Genomic DNA, 23,183 nt, shown 5'->3' on the forward strand with positions numbered 1-23,183 from the left:
TTAAGTGCTATTATGACTTCCAAACTATGCAATTGTCTTGGTTCTGGCGGAAAAGTTCGCTTCACTTTCGCGTCGCTCTCCTTCACCGCTTAATGAACATAACACTAGAACGAATAAGGTGTCAAGCAGAAAATTGGATTTTCAGAGCGAATTCCTGAAAACCGCCGAGCCAGGAACTTTACAAGGTATAGGCACTATTCCACCTTGCCTTTTTGCACTCGCCGCAATGCTTGCTTTATTCGATCGATCCTTGCCTTAACTGAAGCCGCAGGATGCCAGTTAATCTACTCACCAGACCTCAATCGAATTGAGAAATGTTGGGCGTTTGAAAAGCCAGCCTCACAGAGGGTTATTTACAGCGGCAAGTTTACAGAGTGCGATGGGAGACGTTCTCATGTGGGCAGCGTCCTAGCCTTAGACTGAATACAAGCCATACTTATTTGAGCCACTCGATCTGCTGGGCTAAGGGAGGCAGTTGGGCGTGTCGCTGTCCGATCTCATGAGCGTGAGCGCAAACCAGCCCAATCGGAGTGCTTAACATATCTGCCAGCGTTCCTTTCCGTTGTAATGTCCGAACTGTGGCGATCGGAAGTTCTTTTAATAACCAGCGCGACAGACGATAGCCATATTGCTGAAGACTGAGGTCACGCGCCAAACCCACTCCATGCAGTTCGTGAAGATATCGGCTTGATCGCCCATATCTCTGCCATTGGCTGCGAAGCTCTGCCCACGTAGCGCGATGACGGTGACGCACGATCGCTTGCTCTGCACACCGCAGCCGCCAGGATGTCTCGCGCAAAATTCGCCAGCAGAGATCTGCGTCGCCGCCCGTCGTCAAATAAGGACGAAACAATCCCACCTGCTCAAACACTTGATATCGGACTGCTAAGTTTGCAGTCTGCCCGTAGGCGCAAAACGGATGCGCCAATGTGTGTTTCTGCGAAAGCGTTTCCTGACGATCGGCATAGTCCTCTAACAAAGTGTCACCAGGAAGCGCTCTGATTTCTCCTGCCACCAACCCCACGACAGACTCTTCAAACGGCGCAATTAAGTCTTCTAACCAGTTCGGTTTTGGGCGACAATCGGCATCGGTAAACGCCAAAATTTCCCCCGTCGCAGCTCGAATTCCTACGTTACGAGCCGCATAAGAACTTTGAATGTGAGGCTCACTCAACGCATGAACGGTAAAGCCTGCTTGACTTGCAGACTTGAGAATCTCAAACGTACGATCGTCACTTCCGTTATCAATCAAGCAATATTCGACTCGATCTCTCGGATATGTCTGCATTCTCAGACAGCCGAGCAAATCAAGTAAATCTGCCTCACCGTTATAGACAGGCACAATCACCGAAATTTTTGGCAAACGTTGTTTTTCAGCGTGATCCGATCGCATATCTGAGTCAGTCAAAATAATAGACACAAGATTAATGTGCCTAAGATCTTAGCTTGAATAAATCGTCAATCTCTCTACTCTGTACTTTTCAAATTTGCAAATTTAAGATAGGAATGGTTATAGAAGTCGTTTTAATAACGCGGCTTTTTGAGTTTCTGATCACCTTGTTTACTCAGGAAAGCTTGTGGCAGACAACACGGACAAAAGCAAAGAGGGGTTTCTATACCCGATCGGACGTTACCGGGGCGAATTTACGCCAGAGCATCTAGCCTTCAACGCTAACTTGCAAGAATTTGCTCAACGCGTGTCGCTGCTCTGTGGGTTAGAAACCGGAGGCAAAATTCCGCCAGGAGAAGCATATAAAGAAATCAAGAACCTCTGGCAACAGCTCAGAGAATCTAAAAAGAGTCTGCTTGATCAAGCCAAAATTGATCCTCCAGACGTGCCAGAAGAATGAATTTACCTAGATAGATACTTCTCGACGATCTGCACAATTCGATCGGATGCAAAACCATCTCCAAACGGACTGGCTGCGTTTGCCATGGCTTGATAAGCGGCTGGATTGCTCAACAGGTTTGAAGTTTCTCTAAAAATGTCATCGGGTCGAGTACCAATCAGTTTGGCGGTTCCAGCGGTGACTGCTTCGGGGCGCTCGGTGGTTTCTCGCAGCACAAGAACGGGTTTTCCCAAGCTCGGCGCTTCTTCTTGAATGCCCCCTGAGTCAGTCAATAGCAAACAACAGCGCTGCATCGCCCCGACTAACTCGGTGTAATTGAGCGGCTCGGTGAGAAAGACTCGCGGATGACTGCCCAACACAGCAGTCAATGGATCACGAACGGTAGGATTGCGGTGCAGCGGCAGCAGTAGGGCAACATCATCAAATTTATTTAGCACCTCTAAAAAGCCTTGGGCGATATCGTTAAGCGGTTCGCCCCAATTTTCTCGTCGATGCACTGTGGCTAAAATCGTGCGATATTGGCTCCAATCTAGCCCCAGAATTTCACAGGTGGGCTGACGTTCTGCCACTTTAAGTAGGGCATCAATGACCGTGTTGCCCGTTTGATGCACTTCACCAAGGACGCTCGATCGCCGCAAATGCTCAACTGACACTGAAGTCGGCGCAAAGTGAAGCTGAGTCACCTGAGAAATCAGCCGCCGATTGGCTTCTTCGGGATAGGGATTCAACAAATCCTCGGTTCGTAGCCCTGCTTCGACGTGCCCAACTGGAATTTTTTGATAAAAAGCCGCGATCGCTGCCGCTAGTGCAGTGGTTGTATCGCCTTGTACCAGAACCATCTTGGGCTGAATTTTTTGAAACAACTCTTCCAATCCCCGCATTGCCCAGCAGGTGATATCGGTCAACGTCTGTTTCGGCTGCATGATTGCCAGATCATGGTTAGGCGTGAGGTCAAATAGCTGCATCACCTGATCAACCATTTCGCGATGTTGACCCGTCAAAACAATTTGAGTGTCAAACATCGAAGACTGCTGAAATGCCTGAATGACCGGAGCCATCTTAATCGCTTCGGGGCGAGTGCCAACAATGATGCAAATGGGAATAGGATTCAGCATGAGATTTTTTCGGGTCGCATAACAGAAAGGCGAGGGTGAACGTTTTGATCTAGTCATCCTCTAACTTATGAACCATAGAGCCAGAAGCCGGGCTAATCAAGCTTTTTGAAACTTGTCTCTACCGTTCGAGTCGGTTGCCTTTCTAATCCTAATGGCGATCGAAAGTTCTGTTTGACGATCGAGTCAAGAAACCCAGTGTATCTCAGCCGTTTGATCAATAAAAAACCAGCTTAGGCTGGTTGGGTAGGACTATTTCACCGATGACTGATCAGGTTTACAAAGTGCGGTTATTAATTGCAACCGTCTTGCTCTGCTAATCGACTAAATATTGGGTTTAAGAATTGATCGCACAGGTCAGTGGACAAGCCGCATAGACGGAGGTATTAAGAGGATCAGCTTGACCATTAAGCCAGCGCAACCACTCAACTTCTTGGGGGTGAATGCCGTTGGTAGTCATGAATGCAGCAGCCATCATAATGCCGATCGCATGAACTCCAATTAGCCCAACTGCAATCAATAAAACGGCACTAAATGGCATGATGGCGTGTAAGGTAACTGCTGTTAACGCGCCGACCGAAACGACTAAAACAAGCGCCGGAAAACCAACCACAATCATGCAAACCGTTAGGGTAAAAGTCCAGATCAAAAAGCTTTTGAGAGCGACTAAGAAATAGAGATTTTTGAAAGACTGACTTTGAATCAGTGTCATGATTTTCTCTCCTAGAGCTAAGGGTTTATTGATAGTTTTGAAAGAGCTTTGTAGCGATCCCCGCGAATCGCTGATGTGAGTTTCAGTATAGGGAAAGCAATCTTAGGAGTGGGTAGATGTTTATTAAAGTTTACAAATTTGACCTTAACTTTCTAATCTTAAGGAATTCTGTAGAGGTGACTCGATCACCGCCCTTACCTTTCAATCAAAAAGCTTAGAATCTATGTGCTGAGGATGCTTCAGCTTATTTTTAGCGATAGAAATTCAGGGTTTAATGATTGAAATATCGCTAAACTACTTCATTTTTCTACTGGAACTTAACGAATCTTGAACCATTCACCGCTACTTCTCAGAATTCAAACCCAAGGCAGACAGGGGAGTTTGATAGTCAGAAGGCTGAAATCGAAGGTGCGATCGGTTGAGTTATCTTTCGAGTAGTTCAAGTTAATTTGAGAGCGCTGAAGACGAGGTTGCAAGGCTCTAATCGCTTTAGCATTTGACCCTTCAAATCAAAAATTTCTCTACCTGGAGGCACATTTCAATCTAGAAAGCCAACATTCAGCTCTAAAGATGGCTCAAACATCCTCAATAGTTGTAGGGATTCTTCGGCTCTGGAATTGACTTCAAAGACTTCGCTTGAAGCGTTAATTGACGCTTGTTATCCAACGTTTCTGTTAGCATCTGTCCTTCAACTTCTAGCCAACCGTCGGGTGAATAAGACTTACGATCGCCCGTCGTCAACTTCACAGGCAAACTCACGGGGTAAGCATCCGCCGCGCAGCACGTAATCACAAATCGAGTCAGCAGCAAGTATTGCTCTGGCAAATTAGGTGGATAGACAACAAATCCTTGAACTTTCGCCTTTTGCCCGGTGTAAGCATCCGGTTCGGGGTAAACCTGAAGTGTCCGAATCCAGTCGATTAAGGTTTTATCTTCAGTGCGAGTCGAAGCTCGAAAAGACTGCGGTTTTACCCGCGTTAACGTGATCGCATCTGTGACACCTCGATCGAGTGCGGTCTGACTTGCAAACGCACGCGGCGTAATCAACAATCCGGCGATCGCGACTGTTAACAGCAGTAAACTTCCCAACCCTGGCGGAAACAAGGTCATGTGCTGAATCGGCGCAGAGGGCTGACGACTTCGGCTCGATCGCAGCAAAAACAGCCCTTTCAGTCCGCTCACGAATAACAGAAAAATCCCTGCCGCCACAGTCAACCCAATGTAGTTGGGATGGATCAGCAAAAAGAGCTTCTCAGACAGCCAATAATAGAGCAGCAAAACGCCCCAAGCGGCGATCGCCACCACATCTAACCAAGGCAGAAATGAGCGGATAGAGGTACGAGCCATGAATGGTTAACTAATGTACAAATTGATGAATAGCGTCAAAATAAACGTTAACTGCGCCGCTAAAGCAAATAGATAGAAGATTGCTCTCGGCTTAAAAACCGACAGCATCAGCCCTACACCTTTCAAGTCAATCATTGGACCAAAAACCAAAAAGGCGACGAGAGAACCACTCGTAAACGTCGAAGCAAATGAGAGCGCAAAAAACGAATCCACCGTCGAGCAAATCGAGACCACTCCTGCCAACAGTATCATCGCCAAAATCGACGTGATCGGACTTTGACCCAAACTGAGAATCAGATCACGAGGCACAAAAACTTGCACGAGAGCCGCGATCGCGCTTCCTAAAATCAACACGGCTCCCAGCTCGCGCATTTCCTGCACCGTGTTCTCAAGCAGCAGTCTTAAGCGAAAGCTCATGGGCTTCGACACCGTTGCCATCATCGCTGCCTGTAGCTCAGACGGGTCTGTGATAAGTGGTTTAGCCGATTGCCCCAGAAAATAAGTGCCCGATTGCAGCAGAGACGGAGTTGAGTCAGCCGATTGACTTCGCATCGTAATTGCGGAGGCAACTCCAGGCTGAAGCAACGGGCGCAGATCGGTCTGGACACTGAAAATAAACCCAATGATTGTCGCGATCGCCAGTGAGAAACCCACCCGCAAAAACACGATTTCTGGCTGATCTCGAAAGGCTGTCCAGGTTGCCCAAAACACGATCGGGTTAATCGTCGGTGCGGCAAGGAGAAACCCGATCGCCACCGAGACTGGGGCACCTTGCATCAGCAGCCGCCTTGCTACAGGCACATTTCCACACTCACACACCGGAAACAAAAAACCGATACAGCTTCCGGTGAACGCTCCCAGCAGGGGGTTTTTGGGTAAAATTGCCAGCAATCGCCGCTCATCAACAAAAAATTGCAGCAGACCAGAAAACAACACCCCTAACAATAAAAAGGGAATTGCCTCCACCAGCAAACTTAAAAAGAGGGTGAACGCACTGTTGAGTTGAGTCATTCAGCAAAAGAGTTCCAGGGTGAGGAGTCTGATTCCAAGCCGCCACTACGAGGAATATCTAGGGGATCTTAGCAGCAATATCAATTGATTAGAAGTTGAATTAAGCAGAAGATTAGACCTCCTGCGCGAAACTTTGCCCTCACCCTAGCCCTCTCCCCAAGGAGAGGGAACAAGAGGTTTTAGCTCTTCTCCCTAGGGAGAAGGGTTGGGGAGGGCTTGCCCCACTTCGTGAGGAGGGCTGTCCAGATTCACGCAGGAGGTCTATTGTTGGTAGGATTAACAGCCTAACCGATTCTTGATGTCTATCTATTGATGGCGCATCGTTCTGCCATCTCCCTCCTTCGATCGATGACAGTTGACTTATTTCCCAGAAATGTGAGAAAAGCAGTAACCTGATGAGAGTTTTTGATTAAAGATTTGTAAACTTATAGCAGGCATTTATCCATGCCACATTTTTTGAGGAGTCCCTATGAAGCAACTGATGGCGATTGAGCGCTTCTGCCTAACTGGTCATACAGTGGCATTGGCATTTGGGCTGGCAGGGTTACTGTTAGTGTTGCCCAACCCCGATTTCATTTTGGCACTGCCGTCGTTTGGTCAGTCAGCGTTTGGTTTGAGCATGTCAGGCGGAGGGGTCGTTTATATTCTGCTGGGTGCGATCACGATGGCAGTCTACGCTTATCGAGTTCTCGGCTTGCAGCGAGCGCTGACGTTTATGATTCCGGCGATCGTGCTCTCGCTCGGCAGTGAATTGTTAGGCACGAGTACGGGGTTCCCATTTGGCGAATATGGCTATCTGAGCGGGTTAGGCTACAAAATTGCGGGGTTAGTGCCCTTCACCATTCCTCTCTCGTGGTTCTATTTGGGGCTAGCTTGCTATGTGTTGGCACGCGCCGGGTTAGAAAGCATCAGGCTCCCGGTTTGGGCGCGGCTGGTAGGTGCGATCGCTGTCGGCTCTCTCATGCTCACCGCTTGGGATTTTGTCCTTGACCCGGCGATGAGCCAAACCCCCTATCCGTTTTGGGAGTTTAAGCAGCTCGGTGCCTTTTTTGGAATGCCCTACCGCAACTTGTCAGGCTGGTTTGGGACGGGAGCAGTATTTATGACTGTGGCATCTCTATTTTGGGGGAAAGCACCGCTCAATCTTAGCCGTGACCAACTCACCGTTCCTCTCGCGGTCTATCTGATCAATTTTGCGTTTGGAGCCGTGATCACCGTCGCTCAACTAGATGCACGATTCTGGATTCCTACTGCATTGAGTGCCTTTTTAGGAGTCGTTCCGGCGATCGCTCTCTGGTGGATTGCAAAACCCAACGCAACGATGGCTCAGTTAGAAACCGTCTTGCAGGTCAGAGAATTAGAGGAGCCTCCGATCGTTCCGGTTGGCGTTTCTGAAAAATAACGATCAATATCACTGATAAAGGTTTAGAGGGTTGACGAGTTTGCTGCAATTAGGAATGGATTTGGGGTTGGTCAGCACTCAGGACGTGTTTCGCCAAGACATTGGGTTTTTAGTCTTGTTGCTGATCCAGGTGCCAGCCGTGGCAATTTTGCTTTCGAGATTGCTCAAAGGACCCACTCGTCATCCTCCTCTCGACCCTCGATCGGCGGCTCCCGATTCATTCGGTGTCGTCAGTGTTGTGGTCCCAACGTTGAATGAAGCCGATCGCATTAAACCTTGTTTAGAGGGGCTGAGCCGCCAAAGCTATGAAGTCCGAGAGATCATCGTGGTAGATAGCCACTCTCAGGACAGCACTCCTGAATTAGTGAAAATGGCTCAAAAAACTGATCCTCGATTTCGGCTGATCAATGACGATCCGCTTCCGTCAGGATGGGTCGGTCGCCCCTGGGCACTGCATTCTGGCTTTTTGGCAAGCTCCGATCGCAGCGAGTGGATCTTAGGGATTGATGCCGACACTCAACCCCACCCCGGTTTGGTCGCGAGTCTGATCGAGACGGCTTGTTCTGAAAACTATGATCTGATTTCGCTGTCTCCACAATTTATCCTCAAATATCCCGGTGAGCTTTGGCTTCAGCCTGCTTTGCTGATGACTCTGGTCTATCGATTTGGGGCGGCTGGAGAGAAAGATAATCCTCCAGAGCGAGTTATGGCAAACGGTCAGTGTTTCTTTTGCCGTCGATCGCTCCTCGTTCAATTAAACGGCTACACCAGCGCTCGCGGCTCGTTTTGTGATGATGTCACTCTGGCTCGATTTGCTGCCGCCAGCGGTGCCAAGGTCGGCTTTATGGATGGGGCAAAGATTCTGAGAGTGCGAATGTATGAGGGCATGGCAGAAACCTGGAAAGAATGGGGGCGATCGCTCGATCTCAAAGATGCCGCTTCTAAAGGTCAAATCTGGGGCGATTTGTGGTTTTTGCTCTCAGTTCAGGGGTTGCCGTTGCCAATGTTGCTGCTGTCAGCCCTGCTTGTCGGGGGCGGCAACATGACGCTTCCGGCGCTGATCGCGTTGGGACTGAATGGCTTTTTGGTCGCGATTCGGATCGCATTGAACTGGGCGATCTCACCATCTTATGATCGATCTCAAGCCAAGTCTGCCTGGATGTTTTGGCTGTCTCCGCTCGCGGACCCGATCGCCGTTCTGCGGATCTTTCTGTCTTCGACTCAACAGCCGACCCAGTGGCGCGGACGAACTTATGGAGAATAATTTCTGTCGAAATTGTTTCAGATTGTTTCAACCCGTTTGTCTTTAGGAGAGAAGCGTTTCCACTCATAGTAGAGTGGGTGTCATTAGGCTGGGTGAGTTCAAGTTTGATAGAAAAAGGAAAGAACACTCATGGTTCAGCGTGGTTCTAAAGTTCGCGTTCTTCGCAAAGAGTCCTATTGGTTTCAAGATCTCGGCACGGTTGCCTCCATCGATCAAAGTGGCATTAAATATCCTGTGATTGTCCGCTTTGAAAAGGTCGCCTACTCCGGGGTTAACACCAATAACTTTGCACTCAGTGAATTGATCGAAGTCGAAGCACCCAAGAAGAAGCCCTCAGCAACGATGCCGGGTGGAAAGAGCACTCCGATCGACCCGATTTCTCGTAAAACGGGAAGTGGAGTCTCAGGAAGACAAAGCGACAAAGCCGAAATACCAGGTGGCAGCGCTGTGGTAGAAGGAGATGCTAATCAAGGAACTGAAGCCCGCTAGAGTCTTCAAGTTCTCAAACGGCAAACTCTGATCATTAAACCTTAGACTAAAGACCAAGGGTGCATTGCATCGATTGTTCCATGTCTAAGGTTTTTTTGTGCCAGAACTTCCTGAAGTTGAAACCGTCCGATTAGGGCTGAATCAAGTCACCTTAAATCAACCGATTCAGGGCGGAGATGTGCTACTCGATCGGACGGTTGCCTATCCAGTCTCTTCGATCGACTTCCTCATGGGATTGAACGGAACCTCGATCGTGCAATGGCATCGCTACGGGAAATATCTGCTGGCAGAGTTGAGTGACGGATGGCTCGGTGTGCATTTAAGAATGACGGGACAGCTTTTATGGCTCAACCAAACCGATCCGCTGCACAAGCACACGCGAGTTCGACTGTTTTTTGCGGACGATCGAGAGCTACGGTTTGTCGATCAGCGCACGTTTGGACAAATGTGGCGGGTGCCGAGCGATCGCGATCCCAAAACCATCATCACAGGGCTGCAAAGACTGGGACCCGAACCTTTCTCAGCCGAGTTTTCGGATAGTTATTTGACTCAACAACTCAAAAATCGTCGCCGTCCGATCAAAACCGCTTTATTAGATCAGTCCCTGGTGGCAGGAGTCGGCAATATCTACGCAGACGAAGCCCTTTTCCTGACTGGGATTCGTCCTGAAACGCTGTGTGCCGATTTGAATCCAGCAAAAATTCAGCAGCTACGATCGAACGTGATTCGCGTACTGCGAGACAGCATCAACGCCAGAGGCACGACCTTCAGCGATTTTCGAGATGTGTCAGGCGTGAATGGCAACTATGGCGGTATTGCCTGGGTGTATGCCCGCGATGGAGAAGCCTGTCGAACCTGCGAAACAGTCATTCAGCGATTAAAATTAGCCGGACGATCGTCCCATTTTTGCCCTAACTGCCAACGCTGATGACTCCAGGTTTTGTCCTTCTCACGATCGTGATTATCTTAGGTTCGCTGCTCGTTTTGGCTCCGATCGTGGCTGATTATTACTACGCTTGCCGCAAATTAGAGCAGACTGCGGACACTTCAGAAATGATTAGCAAACCGATCGCTGGGGGCTATCGCTATGTGTGTTGGTCTACGGGCACCGCTATGATTGCAGCCGCGATCGTCCTTCTATTTCGGCTCGAATGGTGAACCGCGATCGCAACTCATTCAACTACAAATTGTCGAAGTTGGGATAATCTTGTTGAGTGAGTGGCGTAGAGGAGTGAAACCGTATGTTGAGTTGGGATCAAAGTTCCAGCATTGCCCTGATGCAGCGAGAACGGGCATGGGTTGAGATCGATTTGACGGCACTCACCCACAACATTCAGCAAATTCGGACTCTACTATCCCCTAAAACCGATCTGATGGCAGTCGTCAAAGCCGATGCCTATGGTCACGGATCTGTCACTGTCGCCCAAACCGTTTTGCAGGCAGGCGCAACGTGGCTAGGGGTTGCCACCATTCCTGAAGGCATCGAGCTTCGAGAGGCAGGAGTCGAGGCTCCGATTTTAATCATGGGCGCGACTCACACTGCCGAGCAAATTCGCGCGATCGCCCACTGGAATCTTCAACCCACTCTTTGCACGCCCAAACAAGCCCTCGTCTTTTCTGAAGCAATGGGCAACTCTTCGCATCGCCAGCCGCTTCCCGTCCACATCAAATTAGACACCGGAATGTCGCGGTTAGGAACTCCCTGGCAAAACGCGGTTGAATTTGTGCAGCTTGTTCAAAGATTGCCGAACTTGGCAATCGCCAGCATTTATTCTCATCTAGCCACTGCTGACGATCCTGATCCCACGATTCTGCGTCAGCAGCAGCACCGCTATGAGCAAGCCGTTCAAGCCTGCGGGTTTTCGACCAATTCAGAAAATTCTCCCAAGTTTCACCTTGCCAACTCCGCCGCCACACTAACGGATGCCAATTTGCACTACGACCTGGTGAGAACTGGACTGGTGATTTATGGACTCTACCCGGCTGGGCATTTGTCCGATCGCATAGCCCTTAAACCTGTAATGCAAGTCAAGGCGCGAATCAGCCAAGTCAAAACCATCCAACCGGGCACAGGCGTAAGCTATGGCTATCAATTTGTTGCAGATCGAGAAACTCAAATTGCGGTGATTGGCATCGGCTATGCAGACGGAGTGCCTCGTAATCTTTCCAACAAACTAACCGTCTTAGTGAGAGGGCAACGAGTTCCTCAGATCGGCGCGATCACAATGGATCAAATTATGCTGGATGTCAGCACTATTCCCGCTCTGCAAGAAGGAGAAGTCGTCACTTTGCTCGGACAAGACGGCAACCAGCAAATCTTAGCCGATGATTGGGCAACCACTCTGGGCACCATCTCTTGGGAGATTTTGTGCAGCTTTAAGCATCGCCTGCCTCGTGTCTCTGTTGGCAAACCTTACGGAGACCGTCGATCGGTATCTAGAACCTGGCATTCTTCCAATTTGCAAGCCTAGCCGATCTAGTTCGATCTTCGTCTACACGATAAAGTAAACTTTGTCACGTTGCCTCGGTTTCGCTCACCCGCACCCTCTTGTACTTTCGTCCCTAGTGCATGGCATAGTGCTATGAGTAAGTCAAATCGGAGATCTTGCAATTGATGAAGGAAGTGCTGGTTAAGAGGAAGGATAGTGACGGTCAACCATCTACTTGGCGGCTGCAACGGGCGATCGGGAAGCCTTTCTGTGCCAAAAGCAACTCAGGGATTTGCAGGCTAATAACACGCCAGTCAGGATATTCAAGACTTGAGAGATTCGTTGCCTACCTGGTTAGGAAATCTCACCTCGACTTATCGTTCAACCTCCTGGAGTCAGTATTTTGTTGAAGTTCTTGAGATTTTTGACTAACTTCCTTAACTAACTTCTCATAACGTTTCGCCTCATGACGCTCTCTTAAAATAAGTTCAATCACACCCTTGACAAGCTCAAAGCTTTCTAAGCATTTCTCTTCAGAGAGTTCATGTAATCAATAGTTCGGACAGTTTTGACAGGAAAGCTATCCATCCGATAGGGTGCCAATATCAACAAAGCACCGGATGAATAGCGATGGAAGCCATTGTACAGAGCCTACTGACCAAAGTGGGCGTTTTCGCAAACCGCAAGTGACGTTTTTGGTGACGTTGTTCTCGACGATTCTGGTAGTCTGCGGCAAAGTCAACTTCACGAACTTGAGTCGGTACAGTGAACTAAATGAGAAGACGTACCGCCGACACTTTGAGAAAGCGTTTGAGTTTCTCCCCTTCACCGTTGAATTGGTGACGATGGCAACTGCCCCCAGCAGTCGGTTGCTGTGCGTCATGGACTGCTCGTTTCTCCCTGAAAGTGGGAAAGCCACGGCGGGGATTGACCACTTTTGGAATGGCTGTGCCAGTCGGGTGGAGAAAGGGTTAGAGGTGTCGGTGATTGGAGTTGTGGAAGTGTATACGCCACGGCGCATACACTATCCGCCCAGCAAACGCTGACCCACACCGAGTTGCCCGCCGAGATTAGTCGGATGGATCAATATCTTTACCATCTCGAACAGGTGCGTCCGCATCTGCCGTCGCGAGTTCAGCACTTGGCAGTCGATGGAGCCTACGCAAAGGAACGCTTTGTCACGGGTACGGTGCAGTTGAAGTTGCAGGTGATCAGCAAACTGCGCTGTGATGCCAATCTCCGCTTTCTCTACACCGGAGTCCAAAAGCCCCGAGTTCGCAAGCGCAAGTATGACGGGAAAGTCGATTTCCAAGACTGCTCGCGCTTCACCTTTGTGGGAACCGTGCAACCGAACATTGACCTTTATAGCTACCGCCACATAGGTTAGGACAGGGACATTTTGGCAGCACGCGAAGCACACTACCAAAAATGTCCTAAGCAAAGTGGCGATGGCTATACATAGCGGTCGTCTGGTCAATGGCGCTCAAACGTCCGATCCGCTTGGCGTATCTGCTCAACCATCAAGACCCCAAGCGCCCTCGATTTGTGGTGCTGTTCTCCACCGATGTCCAGCAAACGGCCCAGGACTTGTACCGACTCTACCAACTGAGGTTTCAAATCGAATTTATCTTCAGAGATGCCAAGCAATTCACGGGGCTGCAAGACTGCTAAGCGCGTGACGTAGCGAAACTGGACTTTCATCTCCATGCCTCCCTCACCGCCCTCAACCTTGCTAGAGTCGAGGCTCAATAACACGACCCTGGCGACTCGCCCTTTGTGCTCTCGATGAATAATGTCAAACGGCGGGCCCTCACCGCTCATCTGCTCGACCGCTTTATTCGCAAGTTAGACTTGGAGCCGACTCCGATTAAATCTCACCCCAACTATCAATCCCTACTGTCCTACGGCTCTATCGCTGCCTAAAATTGTCCGAATCATTGGAAGAGATGAGAGTTTTGATGCGCCAAAACAGCCTCGCGAAGCTTTAGATCACTACCTTGCTGAGAGCAAGTACCCGTTCGCAGCTTCAAATCTACATAACCTTGTAAGTAGGTGGGCTGAATTAAATGTAAGACGAATGAGCGAACGTAACCAGTGCTGACCAACGATTTTATGCTTTGTGAAGAAACTGATGCATCTTACAAATGATTACGCCTTCCTACTTACCAATGGGGAATAAATGCAATTCCCGCCATAAGCTTGCCCAAGATATTCTTATTAAAGACGATGGTACTCGTCGTAAGTCATTTGACCCCTATGACTGTCAAGAAATCAAACTCTCTGTCGAACCCAGCCAACCTTTCGCGGGTAAACTTACCTCAACTGGACAACTACCCAAGTGGCAAATCGATTTTCAACCTGATTGTGAGGAAGTATCGACTTGGGACGAGGTCTTTCACATAAAGGAACGGTACGAAGAAAATATACTGAACGAAGAATTCTATAGCTGGTTGAGATACTTTGAATCTTGGTGCAAATCTGCTAGTCTCTCAGCAAGTTCTGATCAGGGATTGGTGGATGCGCTTCGTCGTTATGCAACTCACTGTGAAGACATGGGGATTGGTGACCGCGCATTCTTAAAAGCAGCAGTATTTCGGATGCTGCAATCTCAATGTCAACAAGGTAACCAAAGACTCATCGACTTGCTCAAAGACGTTATGACTGACAGAAGTAGTTAGCACAATCGCTCTGTCGCTTCAGATAATACTCTGATTTCAGGAGGCGATCGCCAATTCTCTAATTCATGTAAGCGCTTTAAGCCCAGAAAAAACGGACGCAAAATGAATGAGTTTTGCGTCCGTCTGCCGATTCCTCTAGAGAGGAGAACACTGTAGAGAACTATAAAACTAGTTGAGATTTACTTGCAATAGCACTGCAAGTAAATCTCAACAAATTCTTAGAAAAATCCTGTCCACTAGATTTCGCAGAATTTTTTTACCTGCAACCTGCCGAGATTACCTGAAACAGAGACAGGAAGAGAGTATGATGACTCAAACTTTTGACCTACTGAGGTTTCCCGATCACTCCCTTCAGCCGAAACCTGAAAGCAGGCGGCACCGTTGATTTCTTCTACGAAAAGGTTTTAGACAAGACTCCTTTCGGCTCGAATGTCAAAGAAGTGTCTAACACCACTTTAGCCATTCGCCAAGTTGCAACCACGCCGGGAAGCATCAGCTATGCAACCGCCTCCGAAGTCGTCAACCAAAAGATGATTCGACTTTTGGCGCTAGGAAAAGATGCTAATCAGCCCTCAATCTCCCTCTGCACCAGCGAAGACTGCACCACAATTAACAAGGCTGCCTTTGGTGACGGCTCTTACCCTTTGACTAGACGACTGTTTGTGATTCTTAAACGTGACAGCAAAGTGGATGAACAAGCGGGAGTTGCCTACGTAAATCTGCTCTTGAGTAGTGAAGGACAAAGCCTAGTCGAGCAACGAGGATTTGTCCCTGTCCGCTAAACAACAGACCTCCTGCGTGAATCTGGACAGCCCTCCTCACGAAGTGGGGCAAGCCCTCCCCAACCCTTCTCCCCAGGGAGAAGGGAGCTAGAACCTCTTGTTCCCTCTCCCTAGGGAGAGGGCTAGGGTGAGGGCGAAGTATTCGTGCAAGAAGTCTAACGTAGAGAGGCTAAATTAAACGCAACTTGTGAGGGTGGATTTCGGCTCTGCTCAACCCGCTAGGAGTTCTGGCTTTTGAGCGTTGAGCGGAGCCGAAACACGTCTTACCGTTAATTCTGTCTACCTGGATATATTCAGAGTGGCGAAGAAACAGTCCACCAAGCGAGTGCATAGGATTGGATAGGTTGATTAACTTTTTGTCGAAACTGTACCCGAATCTTGTAGCGTCCGGTTGTCGGAACTTGATGGAAAATGTGTTCCACGCTATCCAAGTCGCTCGTAGACGACCCAACACTTTTGCGAATGTCATTGTCTTCGACATGCATTAGATAGAGATCGAGATTGTTAAGTCCGCGATTGGTGAATCTTTCTCCTGCATCAAACTGTCCGTTGCGATTGCGATCGTTTAACTCCACAAGCCGATCCCACGTTAGCGTTAATGCTACAAAACTACCCTGCTGCAATGAATTCTCTAACGCGTAATCCTGAAACGTCAGATTTTCGGCACCGACCTTGCTATAGTCCCATCCGATCGCGGGCACGGGCTGGTTAGACTTCCACTCACCAGGGCTAAATTGCTGATAAGCGCGAAACGCATTCAACTGTCCCGACCCCATCTGAATGTTGAGCGGCACTTTAGGATTTTTGTAAGCATCCGACTCTAGCCAATTTTGATTATTTTTCTCTAATACCGTGCGCGTCATTCCTAGAAATTGACCATTGCCACTGTCTTTAATTTTGTCAGCAGAATTCATCATCACAGCTTTCATCACTTCATGGCGACGGGCATCCAATCCCCACGGGATGGTGCAGCCTTTGCCGCGCTTGCAGCTAGCTCGCAGTTGGCGATCGCCAAACTCCTGCAATAACGCTACCGTTGCCGTGACGTGCGGCGCAGCAAAACTGGTGCCGATCGAGGTGGTTTGCTTGCCTTCTAGATTTGCGACCAGCACCTTATTTCCAGGTGCCACCAGAGAGATTCCCCGTCGTCCTCCCAAATTGGTTTCGACCCCATCGTTGCGCTTTAAAATTCGCGGAGTCATATCGCCAATATTAGAAAAGTCAACTTTGGCATACACGCCATTTAGTCGCGTTGTGAAGGCTACATTCATGCCATTGAAGTTGTCAGTCGGAATCGGAATGCCGCCTTTGCCCTGATTGCCTGCAACCGCATAGACTACATCGTGAACTCGCGCTGACCAGTCTATACACAGCGTCAGCAGCGCGTTGCCATCGAGTTTGGCATTGGGTCGAGGATCTTGCTGAAGGGCTTCCCCAAAGCTGAAATTAATCGCCCGCACATCGCCACCATTCTGCATCGCTAGATGCTGGGCAGACAGACACTCTTCCACCTGACCGCCCCGACGGGGAACTGCCGCCGCAGAAGCGTAAAGTCTAGCGTTGGGCGCGACTCCTTTTAGAGCTTTGCTGTTGCCGATCAAAATGCTGGCAACTTGGGCGGCGTGAGTGTCTAGATTCGTGTTGGATTTAGCAGGCTGATCGCGAAAAAACGCCCGCACGATCGACACTACTTGATTGCTGCTTGCGGCTTTGTCTAAGCCAAACTGCGCGGGTCGTCCGATTTCAACTTGCCCGATCGCGATTTTGCGTCCAGTTAAGCTGTAGGGCGGCTGTTGCAGTTTGTAAGCGTCAATGCCATCTTGGTCGATCGACGACTCGATCGCAGCACCTCGAACGCCTCCTGCCAATCCCATCCAGGTTGTGATGCCGCACGCCAGCAGCAGTGTATGAATTCGTCTCACAAAATTCGCTCCTATGCCAACGTCTATCTTCTCGCGATCGGGTGAGAAACTAAGTATTTATCACTAAGATTTTGCAAAGTTTCTCTCAAAAAGTGAGGGAAAATATTCACAATTTGTTAAACTGAATACAAATTTAAGTAGTCAAAAATTATAAGCCATCATGACAACCCAGAAGTCGATCGTCATTGCTCCATCGATTTTGTCTGCCGACTTTAGCCGCCTTGGAGATGAAATCCGTGCCGTTGATGCAGCCGGAGCCGACTGGATTCACGTTGACGTGATGGATGGTCGCTTTGTCCCCAATATTACAATCGGTCCTTTGATTGTAGAAGCGATTCGCCCGTTGACTCAAAAGCCTCTTGATGTTCACCTGATGATCGTCGAGCCAGAAAAGTTTGTCGAAGATTTTGCCAAGGCTGGCGCTGACCACATCTACGTTCACGCCGAGCACAATGCGTCTCCTCACCTACATCGCACTCTGGGGCAGATTAAAGAACTGGGCAAGAAAGCAGGTGTCGTGCTGAATCCTGGCAGTCCTTTAGAGCTAATTGAGTATGTGCTTGACTTGTGCGACCTGGTGCTGATTATGAGCGTTAACCCTGGTTTTGGTGGTCAGAGCTTTATTCCTGGTGTGTTGCCCAAAATTCGCAAGTTGCGCCAAATGTGTGATGAGCGCGGTCTCGACCCCTGGATCGAAGTCGATGGCGGCTTGAAGGCAAACAACACCTGGCAAGTGATCGAAGCAGGTGCAAACGCGATTGTCGCAGGTTCTGCCGTCTTTAATGCACCTAATCATGATTATGCGAAAGCGATCGCAGACATCCGCAGCAGCAAGCGTCCCTCTCCTGAACTTGCAGCCGTTTAATTCTCAAATAGCTAGACCTCCCATAACAGCGATTATGGGGTTGGTAAGCTGCTCGTTATTCATTGTTTTACACAAGTTAGATGGCGGACAGCTTACTACTCGCTGAAAAGGGACCAAAGATGATTGCGAAAGATCAAATCATGCCACTCTTACTTGAAGCATGTCCTTCGTTTACTCAAAAGTGGGCTGAATATCGCGCTTTTTATGAGTGCAAAGATTTGCTTTATGTTGAACTTGATACATTCGTAGATCATATCGTCGAGCTACTTAAAACCAATCGAACAGATGAATTCCCGGCAGTGTTTGAGATTATTGAGAGGCTTCATCTTGAGGGCGATGATTATGTGAGAGAGGCAACTACCATCGGGGCATTAGAAGGGATTCAGAATGTTGCGAGGAATAGCGGAACAGATACTGAAGAATTTATCCAGTATTTAAGACCGGAATCCTTAAAATGGTGGCGACAGTTGAATGAGTTCTGGACAGGAAAAATACCTTTTGTTAGCGACATCAACAAAGCCTAACAAAAGGTATCGATCAAGGTATAAATGTAAATTTCTAAACGGTTGAGGTAACTATGATGACCTTATCTGATGTCCTTCCCGCTGCACGACAACTTTCTGTAACCGAGAAGCTCAAATTAATTAGAATCTTGGCAGAAGATCTAGAGATGGCGGAGGAAATTTCACCTTTAGAACCGTTCAAAGCCTACGACCTACCAACGCCTTATGATAGTTTTGGGGCTGGTGCAGTCTTGATGGAGTCACTCAAAAAATCAAATATGGGGCAGTAATGGCTTGTGCTTTTCAGCTATTCGACTACTAGCTCAACTCAAAACGAATTTGACAGTTTGCCCAGAATTCCACTTGTGTTACGACGAGGCGATCGAAGCATTGAAACGGTTGGTTTAGTGGATAGTGGGGCTACAGTAAATGTCTTGCCTTATGAAGTTGGTCTCCAGTTGGGTGCTGTTTGGGACGAGCGCAGAGCCATCATTCGACTAACAGGTAATCTCAGTAATCAGCTAGCAATGCCTCTCTCCGCGATCGCTCAGATTGGAAAATTCACACCAACTGAATTAGTGTTTGCATGGGTAATGAGTCCGAACGCACCGCTAATTCTGGGTCAGACTAACTTTTTTCTTGAATTTGATGTTTGTTTCTATCGTTCTAGGTCAGAGTTTGAAGTCAAACCAAAAGCCTAGATATCCGCTACCAACTCTTATCTCTTTAGAAGCTTTTTGCGCTTAATTGTCTGCTCTTTGTTAATCGAAAAAAAGTAGGAGTATTGAACTTAATACTCCTACAAGTCTCAGTGAATGGATAGCGTTGCAGGTTTTGAGTGATTTCAACTCTCAATGGTTGCTTAGTGTTGGGGGGTGTACCATTGAGTTAGATTGTTGACGGCACCCGATCGACGTTGAGCGTTAAACAAATCAACCGCAGTTTTGTTGTTGCTGTCATTGATTTTGATTTGAGCATCGATTCCATGGCGTGAAGTCGTGTTGTTCTCAGAGTTCATCTCTTTTGCAGTCTTATTCGTATCTAATGTTGTAATCACGACAGCAGCAGCGTTGTTAAAATCACAATCTTTACCAACCACCACCGTAGAGGAGTCACGATTGTAAGAACTGGATTGACGCGATCCACTGGCTTGATTAGATGCGTTACCACGGTTGTAAGAACTTGAATTATTAGAAGAGCTAGAATCACTGCTTTGAGCTTGACCGCTACCACTTGCACCGATGATGCCAAACAGGTTAAAGCCACCGCCACCACCCTCTTTGTTGCTGCTGTTGCTCGACTGACTGCTAGCGTTTTTGCCCGAAGCCGAACTGTTGCTAGAAGCCGAGTTGTTACGAGCCTAGCTAGAGCCACCGTGATTGTTTTGAGTGTTGGAGCCTGACCCTACGTCGCTGCACTGAATCTTGCCTGCCAGTTGACCAAACAGAGCCGAGTTGTCATCTGCACGGACTGCGCTAACTGGAAGCAAAGACGTGAACAAAGCCGATGCGAGAACCAGAGAGCTAGAGAGTTTGACGAGTTTCATTGTATTTCTCCTTGTGAGTGTGGTTGTGAGGCGTGAACCTCTTACATTCACTCGGTAGGGACGGCTCGATCGGGTTATGCACCCCCTCAAAAATCACTTTCCGAGTCCCGCACCACTCGGTAGGGAATTCCGCCTTACCCGTCTCGGTACATCCCGTTACAATAGATAAATCACCGTCTCAACAGTCCTAGCAGAGAGGCTTTTCATGCAATCCCCCACCCTATTGATCTCAAAAGAACTGCCCCGGTTGACCTATCAGTCAACGCCCGATCGTTTCGATGAAACCTGGGAGGCTCCGCTATCCACTCTTTTGGGCTTGGGACGTGCGGCAGGTGCCGACTTTATTGAGTTTTTTCTAGAGCGAGTTAACTATATTAGCTGCATGGCAGAAGACGACGCGATTACTAGCATTTCGCCGCGTCTCTCGACGGGTGCCGGGGTGCGAGTGTTTCGTGGCAAAGCCGATTGCTATGTCAGCACCAATGATTTATCGTTTGGTGGTCTCAAAGCTGCCCTTGAGAAAGGCTTGTCGATTATGGGGTTGCAGCTTCCTGCCCCTAATTCTTATGTGCCAGAAATTAACCTGGAGTTGCTGAGAGATTACGCGGTCAAAAAAGGCAAAGAATCGTGGTTGGCAGACTGTAGCTCAATGCGCGAAATGGGCGATGTCTTATTAGCCGCAAATGGTGAATTGGCGACTCAGGCGAAGTTTGTGCAGTCTCGTCGTGCCGTCTATTTTCGAGATTGGCAAGAGGTTTTGGTGGCTTCTAGCGATGGCACGTTTGCGCGAGACATCCGGTTAGCGCAGTCCGTAGGCTATAGCCTGTTGTGTGCAGATGGTGAGCAACGATCGTCGATCAACAAGCGCGTCGGCAGCACTAGCGAACCTGGGTTCTTGAGAACCTGGACGTATGCCAAAGATGCTGAAGAAGTCGCGGATTCTGCCTCCAAAATGCTCTACGCCGACTATGTGGAGTCGGGTAACTATCCCGTGGTGATGGCAAATGAGTTTGGGGGGGTAATCTTCCACGAAGCCTGTGGTCACTTGCTGGAGACGACGCAAATCGAGCGCAAGACTACACCGTTTGCTGAGAAGAAAGGCGAGAAGATTGCTCACGAAAATCTCACCGCTTGGGATGAAGGCATGACGAGCGGTGTGTTTGGCACGATCGACATGGACGATGAAGGAATGCCCGCTCAACGGACGCTCTTAATTGAGAATGGAATTCTGAAAAACTTCATCGCTGATCGAGCCGGATCAGTTCGCACAGGCAACCCTCGCACGGGCAGCGGTCGTCGTCAAGGCTACACCTATGCGGCAGCGAGTCGGATGCGGAACACATACATTGCACCGGGTAACTATTCGGTTGATGAGTTGTTTGCGTCGATCGAGAAGGGCATCTATTGCAAAAAGATGGGCGGCGGTAGCGTTGGCTCGACGGGGCAGTTTAACTTTGCCGTAGACGAAGCCTATTTGATCGAGAATGGCAAACTCACGAAGCCTCTCAAAGGCGCGACTCTGATTGGTGAAGCGACCGAAATCATGAATAAGATTTCGATGTGCTCAAACGATTTGGGGCTGGCGGCTGGGTTCTGTGGATCTGTTAGCGGCAGCATTTACGTCACCGTTGGACAACCTCATATCAAGGTTGATTCCATTACGGTTGGTGGACGATAATTTTTGCGTTTAATGCGTTGTGTGCGTTGACGTTGGGGGAGACGTTTCGGTGAAACGTCTCTACGGGATTTTGAAACATTACGAAATGGATTTCTTATGCCTAAAATTGATGACATTGCGGCTTCGGCAAGAGAAACGGCTCAAAAGTTGGGCATCAAAAAATATGATGTGTATGGGTCAGCGATCGACGAAACCAGCGTTCAGGTCGATCTCGGTGAACCTCAGCAAATGAAAGCGTCTCAGAGATCGAGCGTCACCGTTCGCGTTTGGAATGATGACAACTCGGTTGGGGTGACTTCAACGACGGATGTTGACCCGATCGGGCTAGAACTCGCATTAAAGACGGCTCACGAAGCCAGTTTCTTTGGCGTGAAGGAAAACGTGCCTGAATTTAGTCCTGAAGCGACGGCTCCCACGGCTGCCCATTCTGACGTTAAGACTCCTCAAGCGCCCGTTTCTAAACTGCTAGAAACATTGGTTGAGGCAGAGAAAGAACTATTGGCGGCACATCCTGCGATTAAGGGCGTTCCGTATAACGGATTGGCGCAGAGAGATATCGATCGTTTCTATCTCAACAGCGATGGGGCAGTCCGCAATGAAGGTCATTCGTTTGCTTCGCTCTATCTCTACACCAAAACTGAAGAAGAAGGTAGAAAGCCCCGCAGTGCTGGCGCGTTTCGAGTCAGTCACGGGTTAGACGAGTTAGACATCAACGGCTGTCTCAAAGAAGCGGCTGAGAAAACGATTAGTCATCTCAATTACGACAAGATAAAAACGGGCAAATATCGCGTCGTGTTCTCTCCTGAAGCGATTCTCAGTTTGATTGGGGCGTTTTCTAATTTGTTTAATGCTCAGAGCATTCTCGATAAGCAAAGTCTCTCAACCCCCGAATCGTTGGGCACTCAGATTGCATCGCCGCTGCTCTCTCTCTGCGATGATGCCCTGCACCCCCAAAATGTGGGCGCTGGCACCTTTGACGGGGAAGGCACTCCGACTCGTCGCGTTCCGCTCATCACGAATGGCGTTTTGTCGGGCTTTTTGCACAGTGCTGGAACTGCCAAACGGCTCAACACTCAGCCCACCGGACACGCCCATATGGGGTCTAAGGTCACGGTCAGTCCTCACTTCTATCACATTTTTCCAGGCGAATCTGCCGAGCAAGAATACAGCTTAGACACGGCAGAGAATGTGATTTTGATTGATGACTTGAGCGCTCTCCATGCGGGAGTTCAAGCGACACAAGGCTCGTTTTCACTGCCGTTTGACGGTTGGTTGGTGCAAAATGGCAAACGCACCAGCGTTGAATCGGCAACGGTTGCGGGTGACATTCGCGAACTGCTGAAATCGATTATTTATGTCGAGAAAGATCTAGAGTTTACCGGATCTGGGGTTGCCCCTAGAGTTTGGGTAGATGAATTATCGATTACGGGTGAATAACTGACGATCGACAGTTCTATTCCAAAAAAGACAGAGAATAATTAGCGAGTTTGAAGCGCAACTCTGAAACAACCAGATTGATGAAGCCCATAATTTCAGCCTAAATCTCTAATTTGGGATCTTAGGCTGAAATCCCAGCATTCTTGAGTCGAAAAC

Annotated in this window: 27 protein-coding genes; 17 read left to right on the forward strand and 10 right to left on the reverse strand. The window is 48.8% G+C overall.

Annotated features, from left to right (window positions below; all coding sequences use genetic code 11):
* Nucleotides 1-436: 436 nt before the first annotated feature.
* Nucleotides 437-1,420 (reverse strand): glycosyltransferase family 2 protein, encoded by a 984-nt coding sequence (locus A8707_RS04930; protein ID WP_231947936.1) that lies wholly within the window; start codon nt 1,418-1,420, stop codon nt 437-439.
* A 157-nt stretch (nt 1,421-1,577) separates the two neighbouring features.
* Here A8707_RS04930 and A8707_RS04935 point away from each other — a divergent pair, with 157 nt between their 5' ends.
* Nucleotides 1,578-1,850 carry a DUF7219 family protein gene (locus A8707_RS04935; protein ID WP_068815691.1) on the forward strand — a complete coding sequence of 91 codons (273 nt, stop codon included), beginning with the start codon at nt 1,578-1,580 and terminating at the stop codon, nt 1,848-1,850.
* A 2-nt stretch (nt 1,851-1,852) separates the two neighbouring features.
* Here the strand turns inward: A8707_RS04935 and wecB are convergent, their stop codons facing one another.
* The 4 genes from wecB to A8707_RS04955 form a co-directional block, all read right to left on the reverse strand.
* Nucleotides 1,853-2,965, reverse strand: coding sequence for a non-hydrolyzing UDP-N-acetylglucosamine 2-epimerase (gene wecB / locus A8707_RS04940; RefSeq protein ID WP_068815692.1), 1,113 nt, complete (start codon nt 2,963-2,965; stop codon nt 1,853-1,855).
* A gap of 334 nt (nt 2,966-3,299) precedes the next feature.
* Entirely contained in the window at nt 3,300-3,674 is a 375-nt protein-coding gene (locus tag A8707_RS04945) for a hypothetical protein (protein WP_068815693.1), read from the reverse strand.
* A gap of 585 nt (nt 3,675-4,259) precedes the next feature.
* Nucleotides 4,260-5,021, reverse strand: a complete 762-nt coding sequence (locus A8707_RS04950) for a TIGR03943 family putative permease subunit (protein WP_068815694.1) — start codon at nt 5,019-5,021, stop codon at nt 4,260-4,262.
* Between the two features lie 6 nt (nt 5,022-5,027).
* On the reverse strand, nt 5,028-6,032 hold the full coding sequence (locus tag A8707_RS04955) for a permease (protein WP_068815695.1): 1,005 nt from the start codon (nt 6,030-6,032) through the stop codon (nt 5,028-5,030).
* Nucleotides 6,033-6,501: 469 nt separating this feature from the next.
* Between A8707_RS04955 and cruF the strand changes: the two genes are divergently transcribed.
* The 8 genes from cruF to A8707_RS29505 all read left to right on the forward strand — a co-directional run bounded on the left by cruF (nt 6,502) and on the right by A8707_RS29505 (nt 13,003).
* A complete protein-coding gene (cruF, locus tag A8707_RS04960) occupies nt 6,502-7,434 on the forward strand; it encodes a gamma-carotene 1'-hydroxylase CruF (RefSeq protein ID WP_068815696.1) in 933 nt (310 codons plus the stop codon).
* A 40-nt stretch (nt 7,435-7,474) separates the two neighbouring features.
* Nucleotides 7,475-8,698 (forward strand): 2'-O-glycosyltransferase CruG, encoded by a 1,224-nt coding sequence (gene cruG, locus A8707_RS04965; protein WP_331711677.1) that lies wholly within the window; start codon nt 7,475-7,477, stop codon nt 8,696-8,698.
* Between the two features lie 129 nt (nt 8,699-8,827).
* The gene (locus tag A8707_RS30455; RefSeq protein WP_068815698.1) at nt 8,828-9,187 is read left to right on the forward strand and encodes a photosystem I reaction center subunit IV; all 360 of its coding nucleotides are present in this window, start codon (nt 8,828-8,830) and stop codon (nt 9,185-9,187) included.
* A gap of 97 nt (nt 9,188-9,284) precedes the next feature.
* Nucleotides 9,285-10,115, forward strand: a complete 831-nt coding sequence (locus A8707_RS04975; RefSeq protein WP_068815699.1) for a DNA-formamidopyrimidine glycosylase — start codon at nt 9,285-9,287, stop codon at nt 10,113-10,115.
* Nucleotides 10,115-10,345, forward strand: coding sequence for a hypothetical protein (locus A8707_RS04980; protein ID WP_068815700.1), 231 nt, complete (start codon nt 10,115-10,117; stop codon nt 10,343-10,345). The genes A8707_RS04975 and A8707_RS04980 overlap by 1 nt, the downstream gene beginning before the upstream one ends.
* Nucleotides 10,346-10,428: 83 nt before the next feature.
* On the forward strand, nt 10,429-11,658 hold the full coding sequence (gene alr / locus A8707_RS04985) for an alanine racemase (RefSeq protein WP_068815701.1): 1,230 nt from the start codon (nt 10,429-10,431) through the stop codon (nt 11,656-11,658).
* 578 nt (nt 11,659-12,236) lie between these two features.
* Entirely contained in the window at nt 12,237-12,662 is a 426-nt protein-coding gene (locus tag A8707_RS29500) for a hypothetical protein (RefSeq protein ID WP_231947938.1), read from the forward strand.
* Between the two features lie 32 nt (nt 12,663-12,694).
* Nucleotides 12,695-13,003, forward strand: a complete 309-nt coding sequence (locus A8707_RS29505; protein WP_231947939.1) for a hypothetical protein — start codon at nt 12,695-12,697, stop codon at nt 13,001-13,003.
* An 86-nt stretch (nt 13,004-13,089) separates the two neighbouring features.
* Here the strand turns inward: A8707_RS29505 and A8707_RS29510 are convergent, their stop codons facing one another.
* Nucleotides 13,090-13,437: a hypothetical protein gene (locus tag A8707_RS29510; protein WP_231947940.1), complete on the reverse strand. Its 348-nt coding sequence runs from the start codon at nt 13,435-13,437 to the stop codon at nt 13,090-13,092.
* A gap of 323 nt (nt 13,438-13,760) precedes the next feature.
* Between A8707_RS29510 and A8707_RS04995 the strand changes: the two genes are divergently transcribed.
* Nucleotides 13,761-14,294, forward strand: coding sequence for a hypothetical protein (locus tag A8707_RS04995; protein ID WP_068815702.1), 534 nt, complete (start codon nt 13,761-13,763; stop codon nt 14,292-14,294).
* 341 nt (nt 14,295-14,635) lie between these two features.
* Entirely contained in the window at nt 14,636-15,076 is a 441-nt protein-coding gene (locus tag A8707_RS05000; RefSeq protein ID WP_082906233.1) for a PstS family phosphate ABC transporter substrate-binding protein, read from the forward strand.
* Nucleotides 15,077-15,369: 293 nt separating this feature from the next.
* Here A8707_RS05000 and A8707_RS05005 read toward each other — a convergent pair whose 3' ends face one another.
* Nucleotides 15,370-16,998 (reverse strand): S8 family serine peptidase, encoded by a 1,629-nt coding sequence (locus tag A8707_RS05005; protein WP_231947941.1) that lies wholly within the window; start codon nt 16,996-16,998, stop codon nt 15,370-15,372.
* A gap of 160 nt (nt 16,999-17,158) precedes the next feature.
* Between A8707_RS05005 and rpe the strand changes: the two genes are divergently transcribed.
* The 4 genes from rpe (at nt 17,159) to A8707_RS05025 (ending at nt 19,067) form a co-directional block, all read left to right on the forward strand.
* On the forward strand, nt 17,159-17,863 hold the full coding sequence (gene rpe / locus A8707_RS05010; RefSeq protein ID WP_068815705.1) for a ribulose-phosphate 3-epimerase: 705 nt from the start codon (nt 17,159-17,161) through the stop codon (nt 17,861-17,863).
* Nucleotides 17,864-17,943: 80 nt separating this feature from the next.
* Entirely contained in the window at nt 17,944-18,387 is a 444-nt protein-coding gene (locus tag A8707_RS05015) for a DUF7674 family protein (RefSeq protein ID WP_197484622.1), read from the forward strand.
* A gap of 53 nt (nt 18,388-18,440) precedes the next feature.
* On the forward strand, nt 18,441-18,656 hold the full coding sequence (locus A8707_RS05020; RefSeq protein WP_068815706.1) for a hypothetical protein: 216 nt from the start codon (nt 18,441-18,443) through the stop codon (nt 18,654-18,656).
* Between the two features lie 6 nt (nt 18,657-18,662).
* Nucleotides 18,663-19,067, forward strand: a complete 405-nt coding sequence (locus A8707_RS05025) for a pepsin/retropepsin-like aspartic protease family protein (RefSeq protein ID WP_068815707.1) — start codon at nt 18,663-18,665, stop codon at nt 19,065-19,067.
* A 161-nt stretch (nt 19,068-19,228) separates the two neighbouring features.
* On the opposite strand, the gene A8707_RS27880 is transcribed toward A8707_RS05025, so the two are convergent.
* The 3 genes from A8707_RS27880 to A8707_RS05035 are packed head-to-tail and all read right to left on the reverse strand — an operon-like array spanning nt 19,229 to nt 19,912.
* Nucleotides 19,229-19,423 carry a hypothetical protein gene (locus tag A8707_RS27880; RefSeq protein ID WP_197484623.1) on the reverse strand — a complete coding sequence of 65 codons (195 nt, stop codon included), beginning with the start codon at nt 19,421-19,423 and terminating at the stop codon, nt 19,229-19,231.
* Nucleotides 19,420-19,740: a hypothetical protein gene (locus tag A8707_RS05030; RefSeq protein ID WP_068815708.1), complete on the reverse strand. Its 321-nt coding sequence runs from the start codon at nt 19,738-19,740 to the stop codon at nt 19,420-19,422. Before A8707_RS05030 ends, A8707_RS27880 begins: the two co-directional genes overlap by 4 nt.
* Nucleotides 19,727-19,912, reverse strand: a complete 186-nt coding sequence (locus tag A8707_RS05035) for a hypothetical protein (RefSeq protein ID WP_068815709.1) — start codon at nt 19,910-19,912, stop codon at nt 19,727-19,729. The genes A8707_RS05030 and A8707_RS05035 overlap by 14 nt, the downstream gene beginning before the upstream one ends.
* Before the next feature lie 205 nt (nt 19,913-20,117).
* Here A8707_RS05035 and A8707_RS05040 point away from each other — a divergent pair, with 205 nt between their 5' ends.
* Nucleotides 20,118-21,590 (forward strand): TldD/PmbA family protein, encoded by a 1,473-nt coding sequence (locus A8707_RS05040; protein WP_068815710.1) that lies wholly within the window; start codon nt 20,118-20,120, stop codon nt 21,588-21,590.
* Nucleotides 21,591-21,686: 96 nt separating this feature from the next.
* Nucleotides 21,687-23,027 (forward strand): TldD/PmbA family protein, encoded by a 1,341-nt coding sequence (locus A8707_RS05045; protein ID WP_068815711.1) that lies wholly within the window; start codon nt 21,687-21,689, stop codon nt 23,025-23,027.
* Nucleotides 23,028-23,183 lie beyond the last annotated feature (156 nt).

The sequence above is a fragment of the Phormidesmis priestleyi BC1401 genome, from assembly GCF_001650195.1.
Lineage (GTDB): Bacteria > Cyanobacteriota > Cyanobacteriia > Leptolyngbyales > Leptolyngbyaceae > Phormidesmis_A > Phormidesmis_A priestleyi_B.